The sequence below is a fragment of the Geobacillus sp. B4113_201601 genome (assembly GCF_001587475.1).
GTDB lineage: Bacteria > Bacillota > Bacilli > Bacillales > Anoxybacillaceae > Geobacillus > Geobacillus icigianus.
Window position 1 is genome coordinate 6,330 of the sequence record NZ_LQYX01000121.1, and the last position, 22,511, is coordinate 28,840.

The following is a 22,511-nucleotide window of genomic DNA, read 5'->3' on the forward strand; positions in this document are numbered from 1 at the left end:
TGAGTTCAACGACACCTGCCTCGTCACGGTGGGGAACGAGCGTTACCGCGTGTATCGCTACGAGGGAGCAATCCATGGCCTCGAGGATGCGGTGGTGCTGCTGGCTTGGAAGGCGGATCAACGGATGACGCCGGATCATCTCCATGTCGTCTTGAGCACCGACCGGGAGCTGAGTGACGAAGACATCTTGCGTTACGATACCCAGCGCTGGACGATCGAATGCGTTTTCCGGCAGGCCAAAGGCCAGCTGAAGTCAGGTGGGACCGTGTTCGCCACGTTCGGGCGGTGAAACGGTATTGGGCCGTGGTGCTGTTCGCCTGCGTATACAGCATCGCGGAATCTCAACAAGACCTCTCTTCCGGCCTGGAGCTTCTTCGGTCTCGAAAAGGACACAGCATCGTCGAGTTCATCTACGATGCCGCGAAGCAAGAGATTCCCATTGATGTGATCAAAAAACCGCTCCATGTCGCCTAAGGGGTACCCTGTTTGTCTCTCAGAGAATGGAAATGATTGTAATAAAAAATGCTCATCTACAGCCTGATATTGCTTTTCAAGTGTTTATACAGGAGCAAGGGGGAGAATTAAATGAGGAAACGATGTTTGTCTAATGGTCTTTGTCTATGGTCGTTTAGTTGCCCATCTACAGCGACGCAGAACGTTCGCCAGAAAGGATGCAATATTCTTGGTGAGGCGCAAAGACCATTCTTCATTTCACGAGTATGGAGTCGTGACCGCTTTTTCGCGGGGCGAAAGAAGGAAAATCGAGCATAGCCGCGAATATTATGACTTGCGATGATTTTTTTGGGGGGATGACGATGGAACTCGGATTGGCGGGAAAAACGGCGTTGGTTGCCGCCTCAAGCCAAGGGCTCGGCAAGGCGATCGCCCGGGCGCTTGTGCTCGAAGGGGCGAACGTGATGATCACGAGCCGAAGCGAAGAAAAACTGCAGCAGGTTGCTGAGGAGCTGAACGGGTTACATAAGGGGCGCGTCGCTTACGTGCGCACCGATGTGACGAAAGCGGACGAGATTCGCCAGCTGGTCGCCAAAACAGTGGAGACGTTTGGGACGATCGATTTGCTCGTCAATAACGCCGGCGGTCCCCCCGCGGGGACGTTTGAAACGGTGAGCGACGAAGACTGGCAATATGCGTTCGAGCTCAATTTATTGAGTTATATTCGGCTCATTCGCGAAGCGCTTCCTTATTTGAAGAAAAAGGGCGGAAAAATTGTCAACATCACCTCCTCATCGATCAAAGAGCCGATTCCGGGCTTGATTTTATCCAACACGTTCCGCACCGGCATCGTCGGGCTGACGAAAACGTTGGCTGGGGAGCTCGCTCCGGATGGCATTTTGATCAATACGGTGGCCCCAGGGCGAATCGCGACGGAACGGGTCGCCTTTTTGGACAAGGTGAACGCCGAGAAACTAGGCATTACGAAAGAAGAGATGGAAGCGCGCATGAAAAGCGCCATTCCGCTCGGTCGCTACGGAACTCCCGAAGAGTTTGCCAACATCGTCGTTTTCTTGCTGTCAGAGGCGAACTCGTATGTTACCGGGCAGGCGCTCATTGTCGATGGGGGCATGGTGAAGGCCATCTAAGCCGAGCGGATCGGTAGCGGCAAAACGGTCATGAAATCTGCACGATCCCATTGAGCATGGGGGATAGGTGGAAAAGCTAGACTCGCCCTTGACCAACACCCGCCAAAGCGGATCGGAGGGGAGAAACAACATGAAAACAATCGGGTTTATCGGACTTGGTGTGATGGGGAAAAGCATGGCGCGCCACTTGCTAAAAGCAGGCTATCCCCTTCTCGTCTATACGCGAACGAAAGAAAAGGCAAACGACTTGCTGGCAGAGGGGGCGGCATGGAAGGAAACGGTCGCTGATTTGGCCCGGGAGGCGGATGTCGTGATGACGATGGTCGGCTATCCGCGCGATGTCGAGCAAGTGTATTTCGGTGAAGGCGGCATTTTGGAGAACGCGCGGCCGGGAACATACGTCATCGATATGACCACATCGACGCCGACGCTGGCGCAATCGATTTACGAAGCGGCGAAGCGAAAAGGCGTTCATGCATTGGACGCGCCGGTGTCCGGCGGCGACATCGGCGCGCGCGAAGGAACGTTGACGATTATGGTTGGCGGTGACGAAGACGTGTTTTTGGCGTGCAAACCGATCCTTGAGCGGCTTGGAACTAACATCATTTTGCAAGGGAAAGCGGGAGCTGGCCAACACACGAAAATGTGCAACCAAATCGCCATTGCCACGAACATGATCGGGGTGTGCGAGGCGATCGCCTATGCCAAGCGGGCGGGATTGGATCCGATGAAAGTGTTGCAAAGCATCTCCAAGGGAGCGGCTGGCAGCTGGTCGCTGAGCAACTTGGCGCCGCGCATGCTCGCTGGCGATTTTGCCCCCGGATTTTACGTGAAGCATTTCCTCAAAGATATGAACATTGCCCTTGAAGAAGCGGAGCGGATGAACTTGCCGCTGCCGGGCTTAGCGCTTGCGAAGCGGCTTTACGAGGAGCTGGCACAAGCCGGCGAGGAAAACAGCGGCACGCAGGCGTTGTACAAACGGTACGCGTCAGAATGATGGCGCGCGTTTTGGGCTGCCCTAGCGTCCGTTGCCCCTAAGGCGCGACGAATGCTAGGGCTTGCTGCTGTTTGGCCGCTAGCAAGCTGGTGAACACCAGTGGTTTTTCCCCGTCCATGAGCAAACGGGTGAAAACGAAAACCGGATGCTACGAGGTTTTTCGATGAGAGAAACGATGCTCGGAAGCGGGATGTTCGATTCAGTCCCGGTCCTGCTAGAAGGCCGGCGTTGGCGTGGGGAAAGCCGTTCAGACCGACGGAGAGTGCAGTGATTATTCGTCAAAAAATATTGAATATGGTTTCTTGGTAAGGTATAGTAGTAGTAAGAGGACATACCAACCGGTTAGTATAAAAGGAGGGGAGCAGATGGACTTTTCCTATTCGCCCAAAGTGAAAGAGTTGATCAAAAAATTAAGCGCTTTCATGGAAGAGTACATTTATCCGAACGAGAAGGTGTATGAGGAGCAGCTGAACGCCCAAGAGTCGAGATGGGCCGGCGTGCCGCCGATCATCGAACAATTGAAGGAAAAGGCGAAAGAAGAAGGGCTTTGGAATTTGTTTTTGCCAGACAGCGAATACGGCGCGGGATTAACGAATGTCGAGTACGCGCCGCTTTGCGAAATCATGGGTCGCTCGCTCATCGCCCCGGAAGTGTTCAACTGCAATGCGCCCGATACCGGCAACATGGAAGTGCTCGTCCGCTACGGCACCGAGGAGCAAAAGAAAAAGTGGCTTATCCCGCTCTTGAACGGAGAAATCCGCTCGTGCTTTTCGATGACGGAGCCGGATGTGGCGTCGAGCGATGCGACAAACATTCGCGCTTCGATCGTTCGCGACGGCGATGAGTATGTCATCACCGGACGGAAATGGTGGTCATCCGGGGCCGGCGACCCGCGCTGCAAAGTCGCCATCGTCATGGGAAAGACGAACCCCGATGCGCCAAAACATGAACAGCAGTCGATGATCATCGTTCCGCTTGATACGCCGGGCGTGAAAATCGAGCGGATGCTGCCGGTGTTCGGCTTTGACCATGCGCCGCACGGGCATGCCGAAATTACGTATGACCATGTGCGCGTGCCGAAGGAAAACATCATTTGGGGCGAAGGAAAAGGGTTCGCCATTGCCCAAGGCCGGCTCGGTCCGGGGCGGATTCACCATTGCATGCGCTTGATTGGGGCGGCGGAGCGGGCGCTTGAACTGATGTGCCGCCGCGTGCAGTCGCGGGTGGCGTTCGGCAAACCGCTCGCCGAGCACGGCGTCATCCGCGAGTGGATCGCCCAGTCGCGCATCGAGATCGAGCAGGCGCGCCTGTTGACGCTCAAGGCGGCGTACATGATGGATACGGTCGGCAACAAAGCGGCGCGCAAAGAAATTGCGATGATCAAAGTGGTCGCGCCCAATGTCGCGCTCAACGTCATCGACCGCGCCATTCAGGCGTTTGGCGCCGCCGGGGTGAGCAACGATTTTCCGCTTGCCGCGATGTGGGCGAACTCGCGCACGCTTCGTTTGGCTGACGGGCCGGACGAAGTGCACAAAGAGCAAGTGGCGAAGCTTGAATTGCGGCAATACCAACCATAAGGGAGAGGAAGAGGAGCTTATGCATGTGCTGGATTTATTCAAAATCGAAGGAAAAACCGCCATCGTGACGGGCGGTGGGCGCGGGCTCGGTGAGCAAATCGCCATCGGCCTCGCTGAAGCCGGAGCGAACGTCGTCGTCTGCTCGCGCAAGGTTGAGGCGTGCGAGCAGGTGAAAGAAAAGCTCGAACAGCTCGGCGTCCGTTCGCTCGCATTGCGGTGCGATGTGACGAATCCGGAGGATGTCAAACACGTTGTCGAAACGACCGTCAACGAGTTCGGCGGCATCGACATTTTGGTCAACAACAGCGGGGCGACGTGGGGGGCGCCGGTCGAGGAAATGCCGCTTGAGGCATGGCAAAAGGTGCTCAACGTCAACGTCACCGGCACATTTTTGATGAGCCAGGCGGTCGGCAAGGTGATGATCGCCAAACAAACGGGCGGCGCCATTGTCAATATCGCGTCGGTCGCCGGTCTTGGCGGCACGCATCCGGACATTTTGAATACGATCGGCTACAACACGAGCAAAGGGGCGGTCATTACGTTTACGAAAGATTTGGCCGCCAAATGGGGAAAACACGGCATTCGCGTCAACGCGGTAGCGCCGGGCTTTTTCCCGACGAAAATGTCCCAAGTCGTCCTTCAGCATGTCGGCCAAAAAGTGCTCGAGCATACGCCGCTCGGCCGTTTCGGCGGCGACGATGACTTAAAAGGCGCGGTCCTGTTCTTGGCCTCTCCGGCCTCCGCGTTTGTCACCGGCGCGCTTCTTGTCGTTGATGGCGGCAGCCATGCTGCTGGAATGTAATCCAAAATGGAAGGGGGAAAAAAATAATGAGCGAAAAACGGGCGTTGTCTCTTTATCCGGAACATGTGTCGTTTCATATCGAGATTCCGAACAAAACGGTGTGCGAGGTGCTGCATGAACGGGCGGCGGAATTTGGCGCTCAGCCGGCGCTGACGTTTTACAGCCAAACGATCACTTACGCTGAGCTCGCCGCGGCGGTCAACCGCTTCGCTTCTAGCCTGCAAGCGCTCGGAGTGCAAAAAGGCGATCGGGTCGCGATCATGCTGCCAAACTGCCCGCAATACGTCATCGCTTACTACGGCATTTTGCAGGCGGGCGCCATCGTCACCCAAGTGAGTCCGATGCTCGTTGAGCGTGAGCTTTCGTACTTGCTCAATGATTCGGGGGCGGAGATAATCGTCATTTACGCGCCGCTTTATCCGCGTCTAGCGGCCGTGAGAGAAGAGACGGCCGTCAAGCGGGCGGTCACTGTCCAGTTCGGGGCGCCGGCTTCTGTCCCGCTCGCTGAAGGCGATGTGACGTTTGAACAGTTTTTGGCCCAAGGGGATGGACAAGTGCGCCCGGTGCCGATCGAGCCGGCGCATGATATCGCTGTGTTGCAATACACAGGCGGAACGACAGGGCGCTCGAAAGGGGCGATGCTCACCCACCGCAACATTTTTGCCAACGTCTTGCAGTGCGCCGAATTTTTCAAAGGAATGTTTGAATTTGGAAAATATTGGTATTTAACCATCATTCCGTTGTTCCACGTATTCGCGATGACGTCCGGCATGAACTTGGCGATTTACCAAGGGGCGGAAAACATTTTGTTGCCACGCTTTGAGCTGAAAGAAGTGCTCGAGACGATCCACGACAAGCAGCCGACCGTGTTCCCCGGCGTGCCGACGATGTACGTCGCCATCACGAACACCCCCGGCAAGACGGGCCATTTTATGGTACAATAGCTGGCAGTGATGACGCAGGGCAAGAGGTGGGAGAACATGAGGGAAAAGATTATCGCTGCCAGCATTGAACTGTTTGAGCAAAACGGGTTCAGCGAAACGTCGATTCAAGATATTGTCGACGCGCTTGGGGTAACGAAAGGGACGTTTTACTATTATTTCAAAAGTAAAGAAGAGCTGCTCATGGATATTCATCTTCGCTACATTGAAGGGCTGCTTCGCGAACAGCAGCGCATTATCAATGACGGGCGGCGATCGGTGCGGGAAAAGCTGTATGCCATTGTGTATATGCTTATTCACAACGTTGAGCGCCAAGGGCGGCAAGCGCGCATTTTTTTCCGCGAAATGAAACATTTGAACGAGGAGCATTTGCAAAAAGTGAAGGAAAAGCGCGATTTGTTTCGCTATCAGCTGCAGGCGTTAATTGAGGATGGAATGAAAAGCGGCGAACTGCGCCGCGATTTGTCGCCATCGATTGCCGCGCTCACGGTGCTCGGGGCGGCCAATTGGAGTTACCATTGGTTTCGCCCGGACGGCGGGCTGACTGATGCGGAAGTGGCCAAACAGATGATCACCATTTTGATCGATGGGATGGGGCCGGCGTCTTAACAAGCACCATGCGCCTGCCATAGAAGTCAAGGTCGCCGTTCATGTCGCTCGTCTGTCGATGTTTGACCAAACAAAACGCGCTCGCCAAAAGGGGGAGAGGGAAATGAGCGCCATTATTCCGGTGCGCAAAGGTGAAGAATTGCCGGTTGGAAAATTGGCCGCGTTTTTGCGCTCAGTGCTGCCGGACATGCCGGATGGGGAGCTGGAGATTCGGCAATTTTCCGCCGGTCGCTCGAATTTGACGTATTTGCTCCGCTGCGGGGAGTGGGAGGCGGTGCTGCGCCGGCCGCCGCTTGGCCCGGTGCCGCCGAAAGCGCATGATATGAAGCGGGAGAGCACATGGCTTGCCGAAATCCATCCGCTCTTTCCGCTGGCGCCGAAGCCGCTGTATTTTTGTGACGATGAGTCGATCATCGGTAGCTCCTTTTTCGTGATGGAGCGGCGTGATGGCGTTGTCATTGACGACGATTTTCCGGACGGCGTTGTGCCGACAGAAGACGTCTGCCGCGGCATTTCCGAAACGATGGTCGAGACGTTAGTTCGCATCCATCAAATCGATTATACGAAAACGCGGTTGGTGCACATGGTCAAGCCGGAAGGATTTATGGAGCGTCAAGTGCACGGATGGATTCAGCGGTATGAGCGGGCGAAAACCGACGATGTTCCAGCGGCTGAGGCGCTGACGAAGTGGCTCGCTTCCCACATTCCGCCGCAGCGGGAGGCGACGGTCATTCATTACGATTTTAAGATGAACAATGCTATGTTTGCGAAAGATGATATCACTAACATGGTCGGCTTGTTTGACTGGGAAATGTCGACCGTCGGCGATCCGCTGGCCGATTTGGCGGTGGCGATGAGCTATTGGATTGAAGAGGATGATCCGCCGCTTGTGAAAAATGGATTTGGTCGCGCACCGGCTACCGTCCGGCCTGGATTTTACACGCGCGAACAGTTTATTGACGCGTACGCGAGAAAAAGCGGCCGCGATGTGTCCGACGTGCACGTGTATTTGACGTTTGCCTACTTTAAATTAGCGGTCATTTGCCAGCAAATTTATTATCGTTATCGCCGCGGGCAGACGAACGATGAGCGGTTTCACCATTTCGGCCAGTTTGTCGACGCGCTTATCGAGCATGCATGGCAGCTGGCGACGGGGCGGTGAGGCAGCGTGATGACAAACGTGCATGTCGTGCTGCGCAAGGAAGACATTGATGAGACGGCGCTCGCTGATGGGAAAGTTGCTGTTGTGTTTGACATTTTGCTTGCCACCTCATCGATTGCCGCCGCGCTTTCGGCCGGCGCTCGTTCGGTGATCCCGGTGCGCGACGCCGAGGAGGCGAAGGCGGTCGCGATTCACTTGCCGGAGAAAAGTTATGAGCTCGTCGGTGAACGGGAGGGACGGACGATCGATGGCTTCCATCCCCCGGCGCCGCTGTTTTTGCAAACGATCTGCCCGGGGAAAACGGTCGTGTTGTCGACGACCAACGGCACGGTGGCGGTTCATAAAGCGCAGTCGGCGAGCGCGGTATACACGGCGAGTTTGCTGAACAGCCCGGCGGTCAGCGAGCATGTTTGCCGGTGGCATCGCGACAAAACGATTATCGCCATCTGCTCCGGCTCGTCGGGTCGTTTTTGCCTCGAAGACTTTTACGGCGCCGGCTATTTCGTGCATTGCCTCGTCGAGCAAGGGATCGATGCGACAAAGCTGTCTGACAGCGCGATGGCCGCATGGCTCTTTTACCGGCAATATTCGGGGGAAGAAAGGGCGAAAGAAGTATTGTTCGCCGCGCGCGTCGGCCGCTGGATGGCGGCGTACGGTTTGGAATCAGAAGTGGATTACATTAACCGGCACGGGGCGCTTTCTTCCGTTCCGAAACTTGAACGAGGATCGTTCGGTTTGGAGCTGCGCGATATCGCGCCAACAAAATTCATGAAAGAGGGGAGATCGTCATGAAATTTGTCCAATTCGTTGAATACGGTGGGCCCGATGTCTTGCGTGTTTGCGAAGGAGAACGGCCGAAGCCCACAGGTCGGCAAGTATTGATCGAAGCCGAAGCGATCGGTGTCAACTATGCCGATACAGCCCGGCGGGAAGGGCGCTACGTGGTGCCGACGCCGCTTCCGTTCATACCGGGGACGGAGGTGGCCGGCGTTGTTTGCGAAGTTGGTCCGGAGGTGCAAACGGTCCGTCCAGGGCAGCGCGTCGTTGCGTTGATTGAGTCGGGGGGCTACGCCGAGTGTGTCGCTGTTGACGAGCGGGCGGTCGTGCCGCTTCCGGACGGCATGGATGCTCGGCAGGCGGCGGCTTTGCCGGTGCAAGGGCTGAGCGCCTACCATATTCTCAAAACGATGGGCCGCTTAGAGGAAGGAGAAACCGTGCTCGTTCACGCCGCTGCCGGCGGCGTTGGAACGATCGCCGTCCAGCTGGCGAAACGGTTCGGCGCCAAAACGGTCATCGCCACGGCGAGTACGGAGGAAAAACGGGCGCTCGCCCAACAGCTTGGCGCTGATGTTGCCATTGATTATACAAAAGACAGCTGGGCCGCGGACGTGATGGAGGCGACCGGTGGCCGCGGCATCGATGTCGCCTTGGAAATGGCGGGCGGCGATGTCTTTCATCAGACGCTCGATTGCCTCGCTCCGTTCGGCCGTCTTGTCGTCTACGGGGCGGCGAGCGGAGAGATGACGCGTCTCAATCCGGTTCGTCTCATGGCGAAAAACTGGTCCGTCATCGGTTTCTTTTTGCCGCAAATCATGCGAAAGCGGGCGCTGTACGAACAAAGTTTGCGCGAATTGCTTTCATGGGTGCAAGATGGGAGCTTGCAGCTGACGATCGGCGGCGTCTACCCGCTTGAGCAGGCGCCGATGGTACACAAACTTCTTCAAGAGCGGAAAACGCACGGCAAGCTGCTGCTTGTGCCATAAGGAACGAAAAGGGTGTCCAGACACGGAGCTGGACACCCGCAACTTCCTGAACGTAGTCGGCATCCGCCAGCTACGTTTAGAAGGCTGGTGAAACGTCGCTGCTTCCCTTCATCAATGGAAGAATGAGTGAAAAAACAGACCGATGCAACAAGGTTTTTCTCGTTGAGAAATGAGATGGAAAAGCACGAGTACATCACCGGCCTCTTAGGAGACCGGTCATTGAAGGGAGCAAGCCGCTGATCAAGCGCGTTTCTCCAATAGAAAAGCCTTGTCGCATTAGGATCGCCTTTCAAACGATTCCCCATTGCTTAAAAGAAACAACCGTTTTTCACCGGCCTCTTTCGCGATGTATCGACTAGCCTCTGTTTTGGCTGTTAGGAGGAACAAGCTGTGAACTACTCCCACTTCGTTTTGCTTGAAGTGGGAGACTTCTTTCGGAATTATGTTAAAAAAGAACCGGTGTGGATCGCGTCCCATTACGGCCGCCGCCGTTTTTGTTGAATGTACCGCTCGAGCCGATCGAGTCCTTCCTTTAACACATCGAGCGAATAGGCGTACGACAGTCGGACGTGGCCTTCACCGTAGTCGGAAAAGGCGCTGCCGGGAACGAGGGCGACGCCGGCGTTTTCGACGGCATCGAGGGCGAAATCAAACGAAGACATGCCAAAGGCGGCAATCGACGGAAACAAATAAAACGCCCCGTCCGGCTTTTCCACCGGCAGCCCCATGGCGGTGAGACGACCGTAGGCGTACTCAAGCCGCTTTGCATAGGCGGCGCGCATCGTCTCGGCGTCGTTTTTGCCGGCGGTGAGCGCCTCGAGCGCCGCTTTTTGGCTGATCGATGATGTGCACGAGACGCTGTACTGGTGCACTTTGATCATTTGTTCAACGGCGAACGCCGGGGCGAAGACGAAACCGATGCGCCAACCGGTCATCGAGTGCGATTTGCTTAAGCCGTTGATCACGATCGTCTGCTCCGGCAGCCATTCGGCGATCGAGCGGTGGCGTCCGCGATAGACGAGCTCGCTGTAAATTTCATCAGACACGATCCAAATCGGCCGTCCTTTCAAAAGCGAAGCGATGCGGGCCAGCTCTTCAGCCGACAGCGCCGTCCCTGTTGGGTTGGATGGATAGGGAAGGATCACGCAGCGCGTCTTTTCCGTCAAATAAGGTGCAATGAGCTCAGCCGACAGACGGAACCCGTTTGGCCTTGTGTCGATGTACACCGGTTTTGCCCCGCACAAACGGATGAGCGGCTCATAGCCGGGATAGACCGGCGCGGGAAGGAGCACTTCCGTCCCTTCTTCTAAAATGGTGCGGAACGTGATATCAAGCGCTTGGCTGGCGCCGACGGTGGCGATGACTTCGTCCGGCGTGTAGCGGAGGCCGTACTTGTCAGCGACGAATTGGCAAGCCGCTTGGCGCAGTTCAAGCAGCCCGGCGTTGGCGGTGTACGTGGTGAAATCAGCGGCGATCGCTTCCTGGGCGGCGGTTTTGACATGTTCGGGCGTTGGAAAGTCGGGCTGGCCGATCGTCAGTGAGATCACTCCTGGTCGGCCGGCGACGAGGTTGAAAAACTGGCGGATGCCTGATATTTGGATGGATTGGACGCGTGGCTGAATGAGGTGTTTCATGGCGTGTCCACCTTTCTTTTTTTCTCTATTGTATCATTGTTCAACGCAAACGGAAAAACGAAAATCAGCCCCATTTCCGTTTGGGTGGTTTCCGCAGACGGAAATGGGGCCTACGTTGCGATGGATGATTCACACTCCAATTTCGTTCGCTCCTTTTTACGCGCCGTATTTTTTCAACAAGTCATTGTATTGGGCGGAAAGCTGCAAAAACAGCGGCTTGTTGCCGGCGGCGAGCGCCTCGTCGATTTGCTCCATTAATTTTTTTCGCTGAAATTGGAAAATCGCTTCGTTTAGCACCTGTTCGGCGATCGGTCCGTAGCTGCTTTTTTCTTCCGGTTGGTTGAACAAGACAGCGCCTTCGTTTGGATATTGTTTTTCGTACATCGTTGATTCCCTCCTATACGGGAACGAAATGGTTCCCTTTTTTATATTATCCTCGTTTTTGAAGCTAATGTAAAGAAAATTTCGATAAATATTTTTTGTCAATTTTTTCTCTACATGATTTGAATACCCGTTTTTTCTTGGGCGATAACAGACTTTTCGGTTATGATAAAAAGAAGAAACAATGGCAGGGTGATGGAAATGATTCGCACATGTATCGTGACAAAAGAATTTGAGATTTTGGCTGGGGTAGATCTTACGATGGTCAACAGTCCCGACGTTTCTTGGTATTGGGTCGACTTTCATGAGCCGACGGATGAGGAGTCGGAGCTGCTCGCGTCGTTTTTTCGCTTTCACCCGCTCGCGATTGAAGACTGCTTGGAATATGTGCAGCGGCCGAAGCTCGATTTTTACGACCGCTACTTGTTTGTCGTTCTCCATGCGATCGCTGGGATGACGCTCGAGGCTGAGGAAGTGGATTTGTTTGTCGGGCAAAATTTCATCGTTTCGTTTCATAAGTCGGCCATTCACGCGGTCGATGAAGTGTGGGAGCGGCTCAAACATGAGGCGGATGTTCAGCAGGGACCGTTTCATGTGATGTATCGGCTCATTGACAAACTCGTTGACGATTATTTTCCGCCGTTGTACCATATTGAAGACGTGCTGAACGATTTAGAGGAGAATACGAACAACGAACCGATTCATGACATCATTGAAAAAGTGTTCGACATTCGCAGCGATTTGTCAAAACTGCGGCGGACGATTGTGCCGATGCGCGATTTGTTATACCGCATCACCCATTCTGACCGGCTGCAGCGCATGAAGGAGCGGCAGCTGTATTTCCATGATATTTACGATCATTTGCTCAAGCTGTCGGAAATGATTGAGACGAACCGGGAAATTACCGCGGACATCCGCGACAGCTATTTGTCGCTCAACTCGAATCGGATGAACAATATTATGATGACGTTTACCGCCATCACGACGATTTTCATGCCTCTTACCTTCATCGCTGGCATTTATGGGATGAACTTTGACTATATGCCGGAGCTGCGTTGGAAATACGGCTATTTCGCCGTATTAGCGATCATGGCCGTAATCGGTATGACGATGTTCGTTTGGTTTAAACGCAACGGTTGGTTTCAGCTGCTCAAGAGCGACTGGGCGGATGAAGAACGGAAGCGGCGCCCCTAGCCGTATAAGCCAAGCGGTTCCCTTCATATACATAGCTATAGCGATGCGATCGCAAAGGAGGGAAACGGGTGGCAAAGGGAATTTGGGGAGTCGACTCGGCTCAGTCTGTTACGGAGCAACTGTTGCAATGCGTCCGGACCGAGCTAGGCGCTCCAAAATTTTGGGGCCGTTATTTAGTTCGGGTTCCAAACGTATCGGAAGGGTTGACACGGGAGGAAATCACGCGCATCCGCAACGACGGCATCAAAGTGTTGCCCATTTACAATGCGTTTCGCGAGGCGATCGGCTATGCGAGCGGACAGGTGGCGGCGCGCAATGCGGTGTTCCATGCGCGACGGCTCGGCATTCCGAAAAACAAGCTGCTGTTTGCCAACATTGAAGATTTTTTCGCCGTAGACGCTGCTTGGATCGCCGCTTGGGTGGAAACGCTCTATCCGACCGGGTACCGGCCGGGGCTGTACGCTGACCCGACGAAAGGGGACTTTGCTGCCGCTTATTGTGAGGCGGTCAGCCGGAACAACCAAGTGGCCGTGCAAGCGGTCATTTGGAGCGCCGCACCAAGGCCGGGGGCGACGAAAGAGCAAAAAGCGCCGCGCTACCAGCCGGCCGCCCCGCCTTGCAGCGCCAATGTCTGGGTGTGGCAGTACGGGCGCGACGCGGAGGTGTGTCCGGTCGATACGAATTTGGCTGACCGCCGCCTGCTTGATTTTTTGTATTGAGCGAAGCCGTTGCCGACAGCAGCGGCTTTTTGTATGGCGGTGAAAAGTGGAGCGGTTTTGAGTTTATTTTCTTTCATGTTTTGCTTCAGATCGATTATATTAGTAATAGGAAAAAGGACGGATTGGCGATTGGACGCAGACATATAGTCGGAAAGGAGGGGGAGCGTGGATCGATCGACCGCGTTGTTATTGGCACGCATGAAGGAGCAGTACGAACGATGGAAGGCGGGACCGCTGACCAGCCGGGAATTCGCCCGGTTTTTGCGCGCCGTTGGCCGGGCGGCAACCGTGATCGGACGGCCTGACATCGCCGCCGAGGCCGAACGGTTGAGCCGTCAGGTGAACAGCGGCAAAGAGAAGGAATGGACGGCTGAAGAAGCGCTGGTGGAGATCGCTCCTCTTCTTCGCTGTTTCTATGAAGAGAAGGAAACGCCCTTTCCGCTCCCTCTCATCAAAAGCGAACAGGAATCGGAAGCGACGATCCTCCTGTGCGGAAATGATCCGCTGTTTTTTACGTATCTTTGCCGCGCGCTGGATGCCGCGCCATGGCGGCTGCTCACGGTGCCGTCGCTCGAGCAGGCGGCGGCTTCGATCATTTGTCTTAGTCCGGACTGCCTCGTGGTCAGTCTTAGCGAGGAAGACGGGGAACCTTCTGCGTTGGCTAGTTTGTTGGAGAACGCCGGACGGCACCCGTATCTTCCCGTTGTGGTCATCAGCGCCGATGGGCGGAAAGAGACGCAGTTGAAATGCTATGAGCTCGGCGCCGATGATGTCGTGACCCCGACGGCCGCCGATGAGCTGTTTATCCGCATCCGCCGGTTGATTGAAAAAAAGAGAAAAATTGATGAGCTTGTATTGGTAGATGAATTGACAGGCGTCTATAACCGGAAATATTTGCCGCGCGTGTATGCCCGCCTCCGCAGCGATTTGGAACGTTCCGGCACGCCGAGTTGTTTAGCGCTCCTAGACCTCGACCATTTCAAACAGATCAACGATCGCTTCGGCCATTTGGTCGGCGACGCCGTGTTAAAGAAACTGGCTGATGTGCTCCTTCAGCATACGCGCGGCCTGGATACCGTCATTCGTTTTGGCGGAGAAGAGTTCATCGTTTGGCTGGCCCAAACGTCGAAACAGGAAGCGCGGGCGGTGCTTGAGCGTCTGCGGCACCAGTTCGAAGGCGAAGAAATCGTAGCTGACGGGTTCCGGCTGTCGTGCACGTTTTCTGCCGGTTTGGTGGAATGCGATCAAGCTGATGAATCGCTCGATCATTGGCTGCGTCTCGCTGATGCCGCGTTGTACGAAGCGAAAAAGAAGGGCGGCAATCGCATCGAGGAAGCTGGCGCGCCGTCCGCCCCTCACGATAGCGGCCAAGAGCGAAGCCAGCGCCGGCGAACGGGCAGGCGGCGGTGGGCGGTGGCCATTGTCGATGATGATGAACTGGCGCGGGCGGTCATTGCTGATCTTGTTCGCAAGTTGGCGGCTGAACAACAGCGGGAAGTGGACATTGAGGAGTTTGGCGACGGGCTTTCCTTTTTGCAGTCCCCGCTGTACCGAGACGGTCGGCGGTTCATTGTGATTCTCGACCGGGTGATGCCGAAAATGGACGGTCTAGAGGTGCTTGAACGCCTCCGCCAAGAGCGGAAGCGATGCAAGGTGATGATGTTGACATCGCGCCACGATGAGCGGGAAATTGCCCATGCGTTGGAGCGCGGGGTGGATGAATATGTGACCAAGCCGTTCAAATGGCTTGAGCTGGAGGCGCGGCTGCGCCGGCTGCTGAGGGGGCTCGATTCGTAAATGGCGCTGAAGGTTGCCGTTTCCCTCACCTTCTTTTTGTTTGGAACGTTGACCGCGGTGTTTGCGTATTTGATGGTGCGCAAGCGGCGGGAAAACCGGCGCCAAGCGGTGCTGCGCGCTGGCAAGGAACAGCTTCGGCTTCCGTTGCTCCGCTACTTGCTTGGCGATGAGGAACAGCCCCCTTGGCCGGCTTCGTTGCTGGAGCGAGAGGCGCTGCTTGAGCTGCTGGACGATTTTGCCGCGCTGTTGAAAGGGGAGCAAGTGCAGGCAAGGATTCGGGCGTTTGCCGAAGAATATTTTGAAGGCTGGCTGCGCCGCCGGTTGGCAAGTCGACATTGGGGAGAGAGAATGAACGCGCTGTTTTTCATTGAAGATTTGCAGATGAAGGCGCTGCTAGCCGACATCGAGCGGTTATATCGCTCCCGGATCGCTACCAAAGGGGAAGTGGTAAAAATATTGACGATTTTCGCCAAATTTGATTACCGCCCGGTTGTCGTGTACGTGCTTCAACCGAAACATGAGCTGACGGAATTTGCGTACCGCGTCATTTTTGGCCATATGAGCGAAAGGCTGCTCCAACAAGTAAAAAGGCGGTTTGCCGAGCTCCCGCCGGCAGGCCAATATGCATTGATCGACATCATCGGCATCCGCCGCCGTCAGGAACAGTCGTTTTTGCAAGAGCGGCTGGCATCGGAAGAGCTGGAAATCCGTGTCCGCGCGCTCAAGGCCATGGCGGAAATCGGCGCGCCGCTTCATGCGCGTCAGCTTGCGCACCATCTAAGTTCCCCGCACTGGCAGGAACGGTTGATGGCCGCCCGCCTTGCCGGTCGATGCCGCGAAGAACGGCTGCTTCCGCTTTTGTATGAACGGCTGTCCGACCGCTCCTTTGCGGTTCGTGCGGAGGCCGCTGCCGCTCTCGCGCGCCTCCCTGGTGGCCGCATCGCGTTGAACCGGGCGGCTCAGCAAGCCGATGACCGTTATGCTCGCGATATGGCCCGACAATGGTTGGAAGGCGGGGAAGGATGATGGCGTTCTGGCAGTCGGTTGTATCGTTCATTGGGAACGCGGTGCTTGTTTATATGATCGGGGTAGTCGCTTTTTATACGTTTTTGCTTGTCGTGTCGTTTTGGCATTTGCGCCGCCTCCATCGGCTTGACGACTGGGAGCCGTATGAAGAGCTGCTTGAAGCCAGCTACGCCAAGCCGGTGTCCATTCTTGTGCCTGCCTATAATGAAGAAGCCGGCATCGTCGGTTCGGTTCGCTCCTTGCTCGCCATTGAATATCCGCAATACGAGGTGATCGTCATTAACGACGGTTCCACAGACCGGACGCTCGAGCGGCTGATCGAACATTTCGAACTTCGCCCGGTCTATCTCGTCATTCGCCGCCAACTGGCGACAAAAGAAGTCAAAGCGATTTATCAATCGCCGGCTTATCCGCATTTGTTTGTTCTTGACAAGGAAAACGGGGGGAAGGCTGACGCGCTGAATGCCGGCATCAACGCTGCCCGCTATCCGTATATTTGTTCCATTGACGGCGATTCGGTTTTGGAACGGCACGCGTTTTTGAAAGTGATGAAGCCAATGCTCGAATCCGATGGCGAGGTCATCGCCTCCGGAGGGACGATTCGGGTCGCCAACGGCTGTCAGATTGAACGTGGTGAGATTGTCAAGGTTGGGTTGTCGCGGCAGCCGCTCGTAGTGATGCAGACGATTGAATATTTGCGGGCGTTTTTGCTCGGCCGCCTTGGTTTAAGTCGTCATAACTTGCTGCTGATCGTCTCCGGGGCGTTTGGCGTCTTTTCCAAACCGTGGGTGATTGAGGCTGGAGGGTATGCCGACACAGCCGGTGAAGATATGGAGCTGGTCGTCCGTCTGCATCGGCTGGCCCGGGAAAAAAACGAGCCGAAAAAAATCATCTACATCCCAGATCCCGTTTGTTGGACAGAGGCGCCGGAAACGTACCGCGATTTGCGGCGGCAGCGGCGGCGTTGGCATCGTGGGCTGCTTGAGAGTCTGTGGCGGCATCGCGCCTTGTTGTTCAATCCGAAATACGGCTCGATCGGCCTTTTGTCGCTCCCGTATTTTTGGATTATTGAGCTTCTTGGCCCGGTCGTTGAACTGGTGGGGTATATGGTGATCATCCTTTCATTGTGTTTCGGCACCATCTACATCGAGTTTGCTCTTCTTTTGTTGACTGTTTCTGTTTTGTATGGCTCGCTTTTGTCAGCGGCCGCAGTGCTGCTTGAGGAATGGACGGAGCGGAAGTTTCCGAACGTCTCGGATTTGGTTCGGCTGTTTTTCTTTTCATTGACGGAGACGTTTTGGTACCGTCCGTTGACCGCATGGTGGCGGTGCGAAGGGATCATCGATGCGTTTCGCTGGCAAAAGCAATGGGGAAGCATGAAACGAAAAGGGGTGTCCGCTTAATCGGACTTGAGGTGTTGCCGCTGGCATGGTTCACGGTTCGGTTCGTGAATTCCCCGCCATGAAGAAAAGGGTGTCCCAAGCAGCGGGACCCCCTTTTTCATCGGAAATCAAGGACATGAACGGAGGGGAGTCTGAGCAAAGCGGTCTGTCATCGCGATGGGCATTGAGAGCGTTCTTTGGTCAATAGCGGTCGCCGAGCCGCCTAAACACGGGTTTGGTCGCCCGTTTTGGGGCCCGCTCCAACGGCTCGTTCAATCCGGTGTAGGCGATGAGAATGGCCTTGGCTTCCGACAAAGGCATGCGAGCCGGAGGATTGCGGTACGAATCATTGAGTGCGCCAAGATGCGGGAGGACGGCGAAATCTTGTTTTGTCGGAGGGATGTGGAAATAGTAATCGCCGACGGCAACGAGCACATCCGACTGCTGTTGGCTGTATTTTGGGTTGCGGGAAAAATGGAGGCCGACCTTTTTTGCCTTGCCTTCTGCGAGCAGTTTTTCGATGGCTTTTTTCTTGAGCAGATAAAGAAACGAAGGGTTTAATGCCGTTTTGGCGTGGCGGTTGACCGTAAAAATGGCTTTGGCGATATTGTCGACCGACAATTGCAATGGTTTCATCGGCATATCTCCTTTTTTTCTTTCTATTATAGCATACGGACGCCCGGCTTGGCTTCTTTTTCGAAAGGGACGGGCAACGACGGCGTTTGTTCGTTTGCAACCCAAAAAGCCGCTATGTCCCCTCTTTCTTTGAGCGGCTTTCGATCACTGACTCGCCAACGCTCACCGGCAGGCGAGCGAAAAACGGTCAGTTCCGGCGGGGCGAGAAACGGAGCGGCACTCCAGCGCGCGTCACCAAAGGAGGAAGACGCCGTCAATGCGGCCGTGGGGCCAGTGCGCGCCCCATTTTTGAAAAACGCGCGTCGGTTCATATAGGTTGGTTCCATGTGAGGCATAATGTCGCCGTCCTTTCATAAGCAGTTTTATTATAACGAAAAAGGAAAGAGAAGGACAACCAGAGAAAAATATCGAATATTCAATGATTATGTAGTATGATGAAAATATGAATGAATCATCACTCACAGGAGGGGAAAAACGATGAATGGAAAGGTCGTCATTGTGACCGGCGGGTCGAGCGGAATGGGCAAGTATATGGCGAAGCGGTTTGTCGCTGAAGGGGCGGACGTCGTCATTACGGGAAGGCGGGCGGAAGCGCTGGAAGAGGCGAAGCGGGAAATGGAAACGCCCGGCGGTGGGCGCGTGCTTGCCGTCCCGATGGATGTGCGCAACCCGGAGCAAGTCGCCGACATGGTCGCGCGGGCTGACGCCGAGTTTGGCCGCATTGATGCCCTCGTCAACAACGCGGCCGGCAACTTTATTTGTCCGGCGGAAAAGTTGTCGATCAACGGCTGGAACAGCGTCATCAACATCGTGTTAAACGGCACGTTTTACTGCAGTCGGGAAGTGGGAAACTACTGGATTCAGCGCGGTTTGAAAGGGAACATCATCAACATCATCGCGACGTACGCGTGGCATGCCGGCGCCGGAGTCATTCATTCCGCCTGCGCCAAAGCCGGGGTGTTGGCGATGACGCGCACGCTTGCGGTCGAATGGGGGAAAAAATACGGGTTTCGCGTCAACGCCATCGCTCCGGGGCCGATTGAGCGCACCGGAGGAGCGGAGCGGCTTTGGGAGTCGGAAGAAGCGGAGCGGATGACGTTGGAAAGCGTGCCGCTCGGGCGGCTCGGAACGCCGGAAGAAATCGCGGCGGTCGCTTCGTTTCTGCTTTCCGATGAAGCCGCTTACATCAACGGTGCTTGCATCACCGTCGACGGCGGCCAATGGCTCAATCGACGGCCGTTTTAACGTCATTTCCGACCGAAGCCTCCCACCTCAAGGAATGGACGGGACAACGCCCAATGAGGAGGTGGGGGGATACATGTCGGTTGACGATTGCCGACCGATGTGGTTATTGTTCGAACGGACGCTTCCGAGCGAAGGAAAGCGTAAAGGGTTCTTGTGTGCGGCTTGCCGTTCGGCCAACACGCACAAGCCGCTTGAAGCTTCCGCCTCCAAGCGAAGCGCAGGTGGCGGGTGAGCGCTAAGCGAAAGCGACGGCGCGCTGACAGCGCGCGGATCCGCGTCCAAACCGTGCCTCTCATCCTTTTTGTCGCAACGGATGGGAGGCTTTTTGTTTCGAGTTTGGTGGGGAGGAGGACAGTCTGTTCCGGTCGCTGTTTTTCCGTCAGGAACGACGAAGCCGTTGTGCTATAATAAAAGCAGAGATGGTCGACGAGAATGAGGTGAGCGCAAATGGATGCATTAGACGTGATGGCCAACTTGTCGCAAGTCGTTCCGCACTACCAGCCGATTTTCAGCGCCGATGAGCATGGAGTCATCGGATATGAAGTGCTCGGGCGTTTTCAAACCGAGGAAGGGCCGGTCAGCCTCGGTCCGTTTTTCCACGATGAGACGATTCCGGAAGAGTTTCGCATGGAAGTCGATGATGTGATTACTAAAAAGGCGCTTGATTATTTTTTGTCGCTCGATGACGAAGCCCTGCTCATCTTTTTCAACCGTGACGCCAATTTGTTGATGCTTGACCGCGGCGAATCGTTTTTGCAGCTGCTTTTTGCTTATCAAGCCAAAGGGCTGGCGCTTGACCGCATCGTGTTGGAAATCAACGAGCAGCATTTTAAAGGCGATTTGGATCAACTCAGCCACCTGTTGACGTACATTCGCACCTATGGCATTCGCGTGGCGGTTGACAATATCGCCGAACATAGCATTCATCTCGAGCGAATCGGCGTGTTGTCGCCTGACATTTTAAAAATCGATTTGCACGAATTGCGGAAAACATCGGTCCACCAAGCTTACCAAGAAATCGTTCACTCCATTTCGTTGCTAGCGCGCAAAATCGGAGCGACGCTGTTGTATGAGGATATCGAAACTTCCTTTCAGCTCCAATACGCTTGGCGGCATGGCGGCCGCTATTATCAAGGATATTATTTGGCAAAACCGGGGCCTGAAGTCGTGCCGCGCGATTTGCTGAAAGACTTGCTGCGAAAAGAGTGCCATCGCTTCATTCAGCAGGAAAAGAAAAAGCTTGAGACGCTGTATCACATTTCCGAACAGTTTCAGCAACGAATTGCTGCGCTGCTTGGCAAATACAAAAAAGCGGGCGGCTTCAACGAACTCATTTCACTGTTGGCCGATGAGCTGGATGACGTTTGCTTCCGCATTTACGTTTGTGATGAAGACGGCTTTCAGCAGTCGGGCAATATGTTCAAGCGCGATGGGCGCTGGACATTGGAGCCGCAGTACTATATGAAAAATTGGAGCTGGCGCCCGTATTTTTTGGAAAACATTATTCGGATGCGCTCGCGCCGAAGAGGCATTTTGTCCGATTTGTATACGGACATCGAAACGGGCGAAACGATTCGGACGTATTCGTACCCGATCGATGAGCGCCATTATTTGTTCATCGACTTGTCGTACAGCTATTTGTTTGAGCACGATGCTCATTATTAAACCGTATAAAATCTCCTCGGTGCGGCAAAGTATAGATGAGGTGAACGAAGATGGCACAGCTTGCCTTTATCTTATCGATTTTGTCCGTCTTGATTGCAGTGATCGGATTCGTTTATACAGTTCGCCTTGGCCGCCAGCAGCGCTGGCAAGGGGAGCTTGACGGGCCGATTCCGAAACCGGTGGAGGAACATGCTTATTTGCGCAATCCGATGCTTCTCGCCTACGTGCTCGCTGCTTTGCTCGCCGCGTTTGCCATCGGGTATTTGGCGCTCCGATCTTATTGAACAAAGAGGCTGGCCCAAAAGGTTGACGTCTTCAAGATGAATTCCTTGACGAAACAATTTCGTCATCATCAGAAGGATGTAAATCCCTTTGCCCATTTTCGACCGGCAGGTATTTTCACGATCGGCACAATCGATCGTGCGGCAGAGGCAGCCAGCACGTATATAGTGCAACGAAAGAGGGATCCCGATCCTTGGGACACCCTCTTTCTGTTTGCCTCTACATGACGCTTTTTTCCATGACTTTTTTTCGTGGCCGGCGAATATATATGGAAGCGGAAGAGGCAAAGGGGGAATGGAGATGGCCAAGCGGCTGCCGCCGGAGCTGTCGGGCGAGGAAGCGATGCTGTTGCTTGACGTGTTGTTCAGTCAGCAATATGCGCTAGAGCTCGTCCGTTCCGAGCTGGCGGATATCGAAAACGGTGATAAAAAAGCCGATGAACAACGATACCGGCAGCTGTTGCGCTTATATGACCGTCTGTGTACTGAAGAAACTTAAAAGATTGTCTCGCGCTATCGCTTGGCAAGAAGCGATAGTCTTTTTTATGATATGATGATGAGGGAGAGGAGAAGACAAACAGAGAAAGGCGGAACAACGGTATGACATGGTTGAAAGACAAAGAGGCAGTTCCTATGACAGTCAAACCATTTCTTATTTCTGCGGATAAAGTGGCGCACGTCCAGCCGGAAAACTATTTGGATCACGCGCTGCTCGTTCTCACTAAAACCGGTTATTCAGCGATTCCGGTGTTGGATACATCCTACAAGCTGCAAGGGCTGATCAGCATAACGATGATCATGGACGCGATTTTAGGATTGGAGCGCATCGAATTCGAACGGCTCGAAACGATGAAAGTGGAAGACGTGATGAACCGAAACATTCCGCGCCTGCGGCTTACCGACAGCCTGACGAAAGCCATCGGGCTCATTGTCAACCATCCGTTCGTCTGCGTCGAAAATGATGATGGCTACTTTGCAGGCATTTTCACTCGCCGGGAGATATTGAAACAACTGAATAAACAGTTGCATAAATCTAACGGCGGCCGGAAGACAGACCGAAAAGAAGCTGAACAATGAGTAAGAAAGTCGCCATCTGCAA

At 54.7% G+C, this 22,511-nt stretch carries 21 protein-coding genes and 2 pseudogenes; 20 read left to right on the top strand and 3 right to left on the bottom strand.

Annotated elements, in window-relative coordinates:
* From B4113_RS20850 to B4113_RS16535, 10 genes and pseudogenes are all read left to right on the top strand, one after another.
* Positions 1–474, top strand: a pseudogene (locus tag B4113_RS20850) (transposase); the annotation flags it as partial.
* A 341-nt stretch (positions 475–815) separates the two neighbouring features.
* Positions 816–1,601 (top strand): SDR family oxidoreductase, encoded by a 786-nt coding sequence (locus B4113_RS16495; protein WP_033844840.1) that lies wholly within the window; start codon positions 816–818, stop codon positions 1,599–1,601.
* Positions 1,602–1,731: 130 nt separating this feature from the next.
* Positions 1,732–2,598, top strand: a complete 867-nt coding sequence (locus B4113_RS16500; RefSeq protein ID WP_033843419.1) for an NAD(P)-dependent oxidoreductase — start codon at positions 1,732–1,734, stop codon at positions 2,596–2,598.
* A 365-nt stretch (positions 2,599–2,963) separates the two neighbouring features.
* Positions 2,964–4,175, top strand: coding sequence for an acyl-CoA dehydrogenase (locus B4113_RS16505; protein WP_033843420.1), 1,212 nt, complete (start codon positions 2,964–2,966; stop codon positions 4,173–4,175).
* Positions 4,176–4,194: 19 nt separating this feature from the next.
* Positions 4,195–4,977 (top strand): SDR family oxidoreductase, encoded by a 783-nt coding sequence (locus tag B4113_RS16510; protein ID WP_033843421.1) that lies wholly within the window; start codon positions 4,195–4,197, stop codon positions 4,975–4,977.
* Between the two features lie 26 nt (positions 4,978–5,003).
* Positions 5,004–5,894 (top strand): annotated as a pseudogene (locus B4113_RS16515) (AMP-binding protein); the annotation flags it as partial.
* A 63-nt stretch (positions 5,895–5,957) separates the two neighbouring features.
* Complete coding sequence (locus tag B4113_RS16520; RefSeq protein ID WP_033022050.1) at positions 5,958–6,527, top strand: TetR/AcrR family transcriptional regulator; 570 nt, start codon at positions 5,958–5,960, stop codon at positions 6,525–6,527.
* Between the two features lie 103 nt (positions 6,528–6,630).
* The gene (locus tag B4113_RS16525) at positions 6,631–7,689 is read left to right on the top strand and encodes a phosphotransferase family protein (protein ID WP_033843422.1); all 1,059 of its coding nucleotides are present in this window, start codon (positions 6,631–6,633) and stop codon (positions 7,687–7,689) included.
* Positions 7,690–7,698: 9 nt separating this feature from the next.
* Positions 7,699–8,481 carry a 2-phosphosulfolactate phosphatase gene (locus tag B4113_RS16530; RefSeq protein ID WP_033843423.1) on the top strand — a complete coding sequence of 261 codons (783 nt, stop codon included), beginning with the start codon at positions 7,699–7,701 and terminating at the stop codon, positions 8,479–8,481.
* Complete coding sequence (locus tag B4113_RS16535; RefSeq protein WP_033022058.1) at positions 8,478–9,452, top strand: NADPH:quinone oxidoreductase family protein; 975 nt, start codon at positions 8,478–8,480, stop codon at positions 9,450–9,452. The genes B4113_RS16530 and B4113_RS16535 overlap by 4 nt, the downstream gene beginning before the upstream one ends.
* 476 nt (positions 9,453–9,928) lie before the next feature.
* Here B4113_RS16535 and B4113_RS16545 read toward each other — a convergent pair whose 3' ends face one another.
* Both B4113_RS16545 and B4113_RS16550 read right to left on the bottom strand, forming a co-directional pair.
* Positions 9,929–11,086, bottom strand: a complete 1,158-nt coding sequence (locus B4113_RS16545) for an aminotransferase A (RefSeq protein WP_033843424.1) — start codon at positions 11,084–11,086, stop codon at positions 9,929–9,931.
* A 156-nt stretch (positions 11,087–11,242) separates the two neighbouring features.
* Positions 11,243–11,470, bottom strand: a complete 228-nt coding sequence (locus tag B4113_RS16550) for an IDEAL domain-containing protein (protein ID WP_033022062.1) — start codon at positions 11,468–11,470, stop codon at positions 11,243–11,245.
* Positions 11,471–11,668: 198 nt separating this feature from the next.
* On the opposite strand from B4113_RS16550, the gene corA reads away from it, so the two are divergent.
* From corA to B4113_RS16575, 5 genes are all read left to right on the top strand, one after another.
* On the top strand, positions 11,669–12,661 hold the full coding sequence (gene corA / locus B4113_RS16555; protein ID WP_172418594.1) for a magnesium/cobalt transporter CorA: 993 nt from the start codon (positions 11,669–11,671) through the stop codon (positions 12,659–12,661).
* A gap of 68 nt (positions 12,662–12,729) precedes the next feature.
* Positions 12,730–13,380, top strand: coding sequence for a glycoside hydrolase domain-containing protein (locus B4113_RS16560; protein ID WP_061912688.1), 651 nt, complete (start codon positions 12,730–12,732; stop codon positions 13,378–13,380).
* Positions 13,381–13,545: 165 nt separating this feature from the next.
* Complete coding sequence (locus tag B4113_RS16565; RefSeq protein ID WP_061912689.1) at positions 13,546–15,177, top strand: diguanylate cyclase; 1,632 nt, start codon at positions 13,546–13,548, stop codon at positions 15,175–15,177.
* Positions 15,178–16,203 carry a HEAT repeat domain-containing protein gene (locus tag B4113_RS16570; RefSeq protein WP_033843428.1) on the top strand — a complete coding sequence of 342 codons (1,026 nt, stop codon included), beginning with the start codon at positions 15,178–15,180 and terminating at the stop codon, positions 16,201–16,203.
* Positions 16,203–17,606, top strand: coding sequence for a glycosyltransferase (locus tag B4113_RS16575; RefSeq protein ID WP_061912744.1), 1,404 nt, complete (start codon positions 16,203–16,205; stop codon positions 17,604–17,606). Before B4113_RS16570 ends, B4113_RS16575 begins: the two co-directional genes overlap by 1 nt.
* A gap of 180 nt (positions 17,607–17,786) precedes the next feature.
* On the opposite strand, the gene B4113_RS16580 is transcribed toward B4113_RS16575, so the two are convergent.
* Positions 17,787–18,221, bottom strand: a complete 435-nt coding sequence (locus tag B4113_RS16580; protein ID WP_033022070.1) for a YkyB family protein — start codon at positions 18,219–18,221, stop codon at positions 17,787–17,789.
* Between the two features lie 477 nt (positions 18,222–18,698).
* Between B4113_RS16580 and fadH the strand changes: the two genes are divergently transcribed.
* The 5 genes from fadH (at position 18,699) to cbpB (ending at position 22,489) form a co-directional block, all read left to right on the top strand.
* On the top strand, positions 18,699–19,466 hold the full coding sequence (gene fadH, locus B4113_RS16590) for a 2,4-dienoyl-CoA reductase (RefSeq protein ID WP_033022072.1): 768 nt from the start codon (positions 18,699–18,701) through the stop codon (positions 19,464–19,466).
* Positions 19,467–19,913: 447 nt separating this feature from the next.
* On the top strand, positions 19,914–21,131 hold the full coding sequence (locus B4113_RS16595) for an EAL-associated domain-containing protein (RefSeq protein ID WP_033022074.1): 1,218 nt from the start codon (positions 19,914–19,916) through the stop codon (positions 21,129–21,131).
* Between the two features lie 50 nt (positions 21,132–21,181).
* Complete coding sequence (locus B4113_RS16600) at positions 21,182–21,415, top strand: hypothetical protein (RefSeq protein WP_033022077.1); 234 nt, start codon at positions 21,182–21,184, stop codon at positions 21,413–21,415.
* A gap of 298 nt (positions 21,416–21,713) precedes the next feature.
* Complete coding sequence (gene abbA, locus B4113_RS16605) at positions 21,714–21,911, top strand: antirepressor AbbA (RefSeq protein WP_033843433.1); 198 nt, start codon at positions 21,714–21,716, stop codon at positions 21,909–21,911.
* Positions 21,912–22,012: 101 nt separating this feature from the next.
* Positions 22,013–22,489, top strand: a complete 477-nt coding sequence (gene cbpB / locus B4113_RS16610) for a cyclic-di-AMP-binding protein CbpB (RefSeq protein ID WP_033843434.1) — start codon at positions 22,013–22,015, stop codon at positions 22,487–22,489.
* Positions 22,490–22,511: the final 22 nt, after the last annotated feature.

Excerpts from the sequence above, each read along its gene's own strand:
- B4113_RS16575 (WP_061912744.1), top strand. The coding sequence starts at position 16,203 with ATGGCGTTCTGGCAGTCGGTTGTATCGTTCATTGGGAACGCGGTGCTT.
- B4113_RS16520 (WP_033022050.1), top strand. The coding sequence starts at position 5,958 with ATGAGGGAAAAGATTATCGCTGCCAGCATTGAACTGTTTGAGCAAAAC.
- B4113_RS16500 (WP_033843419.1), top strand. The coding sequence starts at position 1,732 with ATGAAAACAATCGGGTTTATCGGACTTGGTGTGATGGGGAAAAGCATG.
- B4113_RS16570 (WP_033843428.1), top strand. The coding sequence starts at position 15,178 with ATGGCGCTGAAGGTTGCCGTTTCCCTCACCTTCTTTTTGTTTGGAACG.
- B4113_RS16595 (WP_033022074.1), top strand. The coding sequence starts at position 19,914 with ATGGATGCATTAGACGTGATGGCCAACTTGTCGCAAGTCGTTCCGCAC.
- B4113_RS16580 (WP_033022070.1), bottom strand. The coding sequence starts at position 18,221 with ATGAAACCATTGCAATTGTCGGTCGACAATATCGCCAAAGCCATTTTT.
- B4113_RS16510 (WP_033843421.1), top strand. The coding sequence starts at position 4,195 with ATGCATGTGCTGGATTTATTCAAAATCGAAGGAAAAACCGCCATCGTG.
- B4113_RS16545 (WP_033843424.1), bottom strand. The coding sequence starts at position 11,086 with ATGAAACACCTCATTCAGCCACGCGTCCAATCCATCCAAATATCAGGC.
- B4113_RS16505 (WP_033843420.1), top strand. The coding sequence starts at position 2,964 with ATGGACTTTTCCTATTCGCCCAAAGTGAAAGAGTTGATCAAAAAATTA.
- B4113_RS16600 (WP_033022077.1), top strand. The coding sequence starts at position 21,182 with ATGGCACAGCTTGCCTTTATCTTATCGATTTTGTCCGTCTTGATTGCA.
- fadH (WP_033022072.1), top strand. The coding sequence starts at position 18,699 with ATGAATGGAAAGGTCGTCATTGTGACCGGCGGGTCGAGCGGAATGGGC.
- cbpB (WP_033843434.1), top strand. The coding sequence starts at position 22,013 with ATGACATGGTTGAAAGACAAAGAGGCAGTTCCTATGACAGTCAAACCA.
- B4113_RS16550 (WP_033022062.1), bottom strand. The coding sequence starts at position 11,470 with ATGTACGAAAAACAATATCCAAACGAAGGCGCTGTCTTGTTCAACCAA.
- B4113_RS16530 (WP_033843423.1), top strand. The coding sequence starts at position 7,699 with ATGACAAACGTGCATGTCGTGCTGCGCAAGGAAGACATTGATGAGACG.
- corA (WP_172418594.1), top strand. The coding sequence starts at position 11,669 with ATGATTCGCACATGTATCGTGACAAAAGAATTTGAGATTTTGGCTGGG.
- abbA (WP_033843433.1), top strand. The coding sequence starts at position 21,714 with ATGGCCAAGCGGCTGCCGCCGGAGCTGTCGGGCGAGGAAGCGATGCTG.
- B4113_RS16495 (WP_033844840.1), top strand. The coding sequence starts at position 816 with ATGGAACTCGGATTGGCGGGAAAAACGGCGTTGGTTGCCGCCTCAAGC.
- B4113_RS16535 (WP_033022058.1), top strand. The coding sequence starts at position 8,478 with ATGAAATTTGTCCAATTCGTTGAATACGGTGGGCCCGATGTCTTGCGT.
- B4113_RS16525 (WP_033843422.1), top strand. The coding sequence starts at position 6,631 with ATGAGCGCCATTATTCCGGTGCGCAAAGGTGAAGAATTGCCGGTTGGA.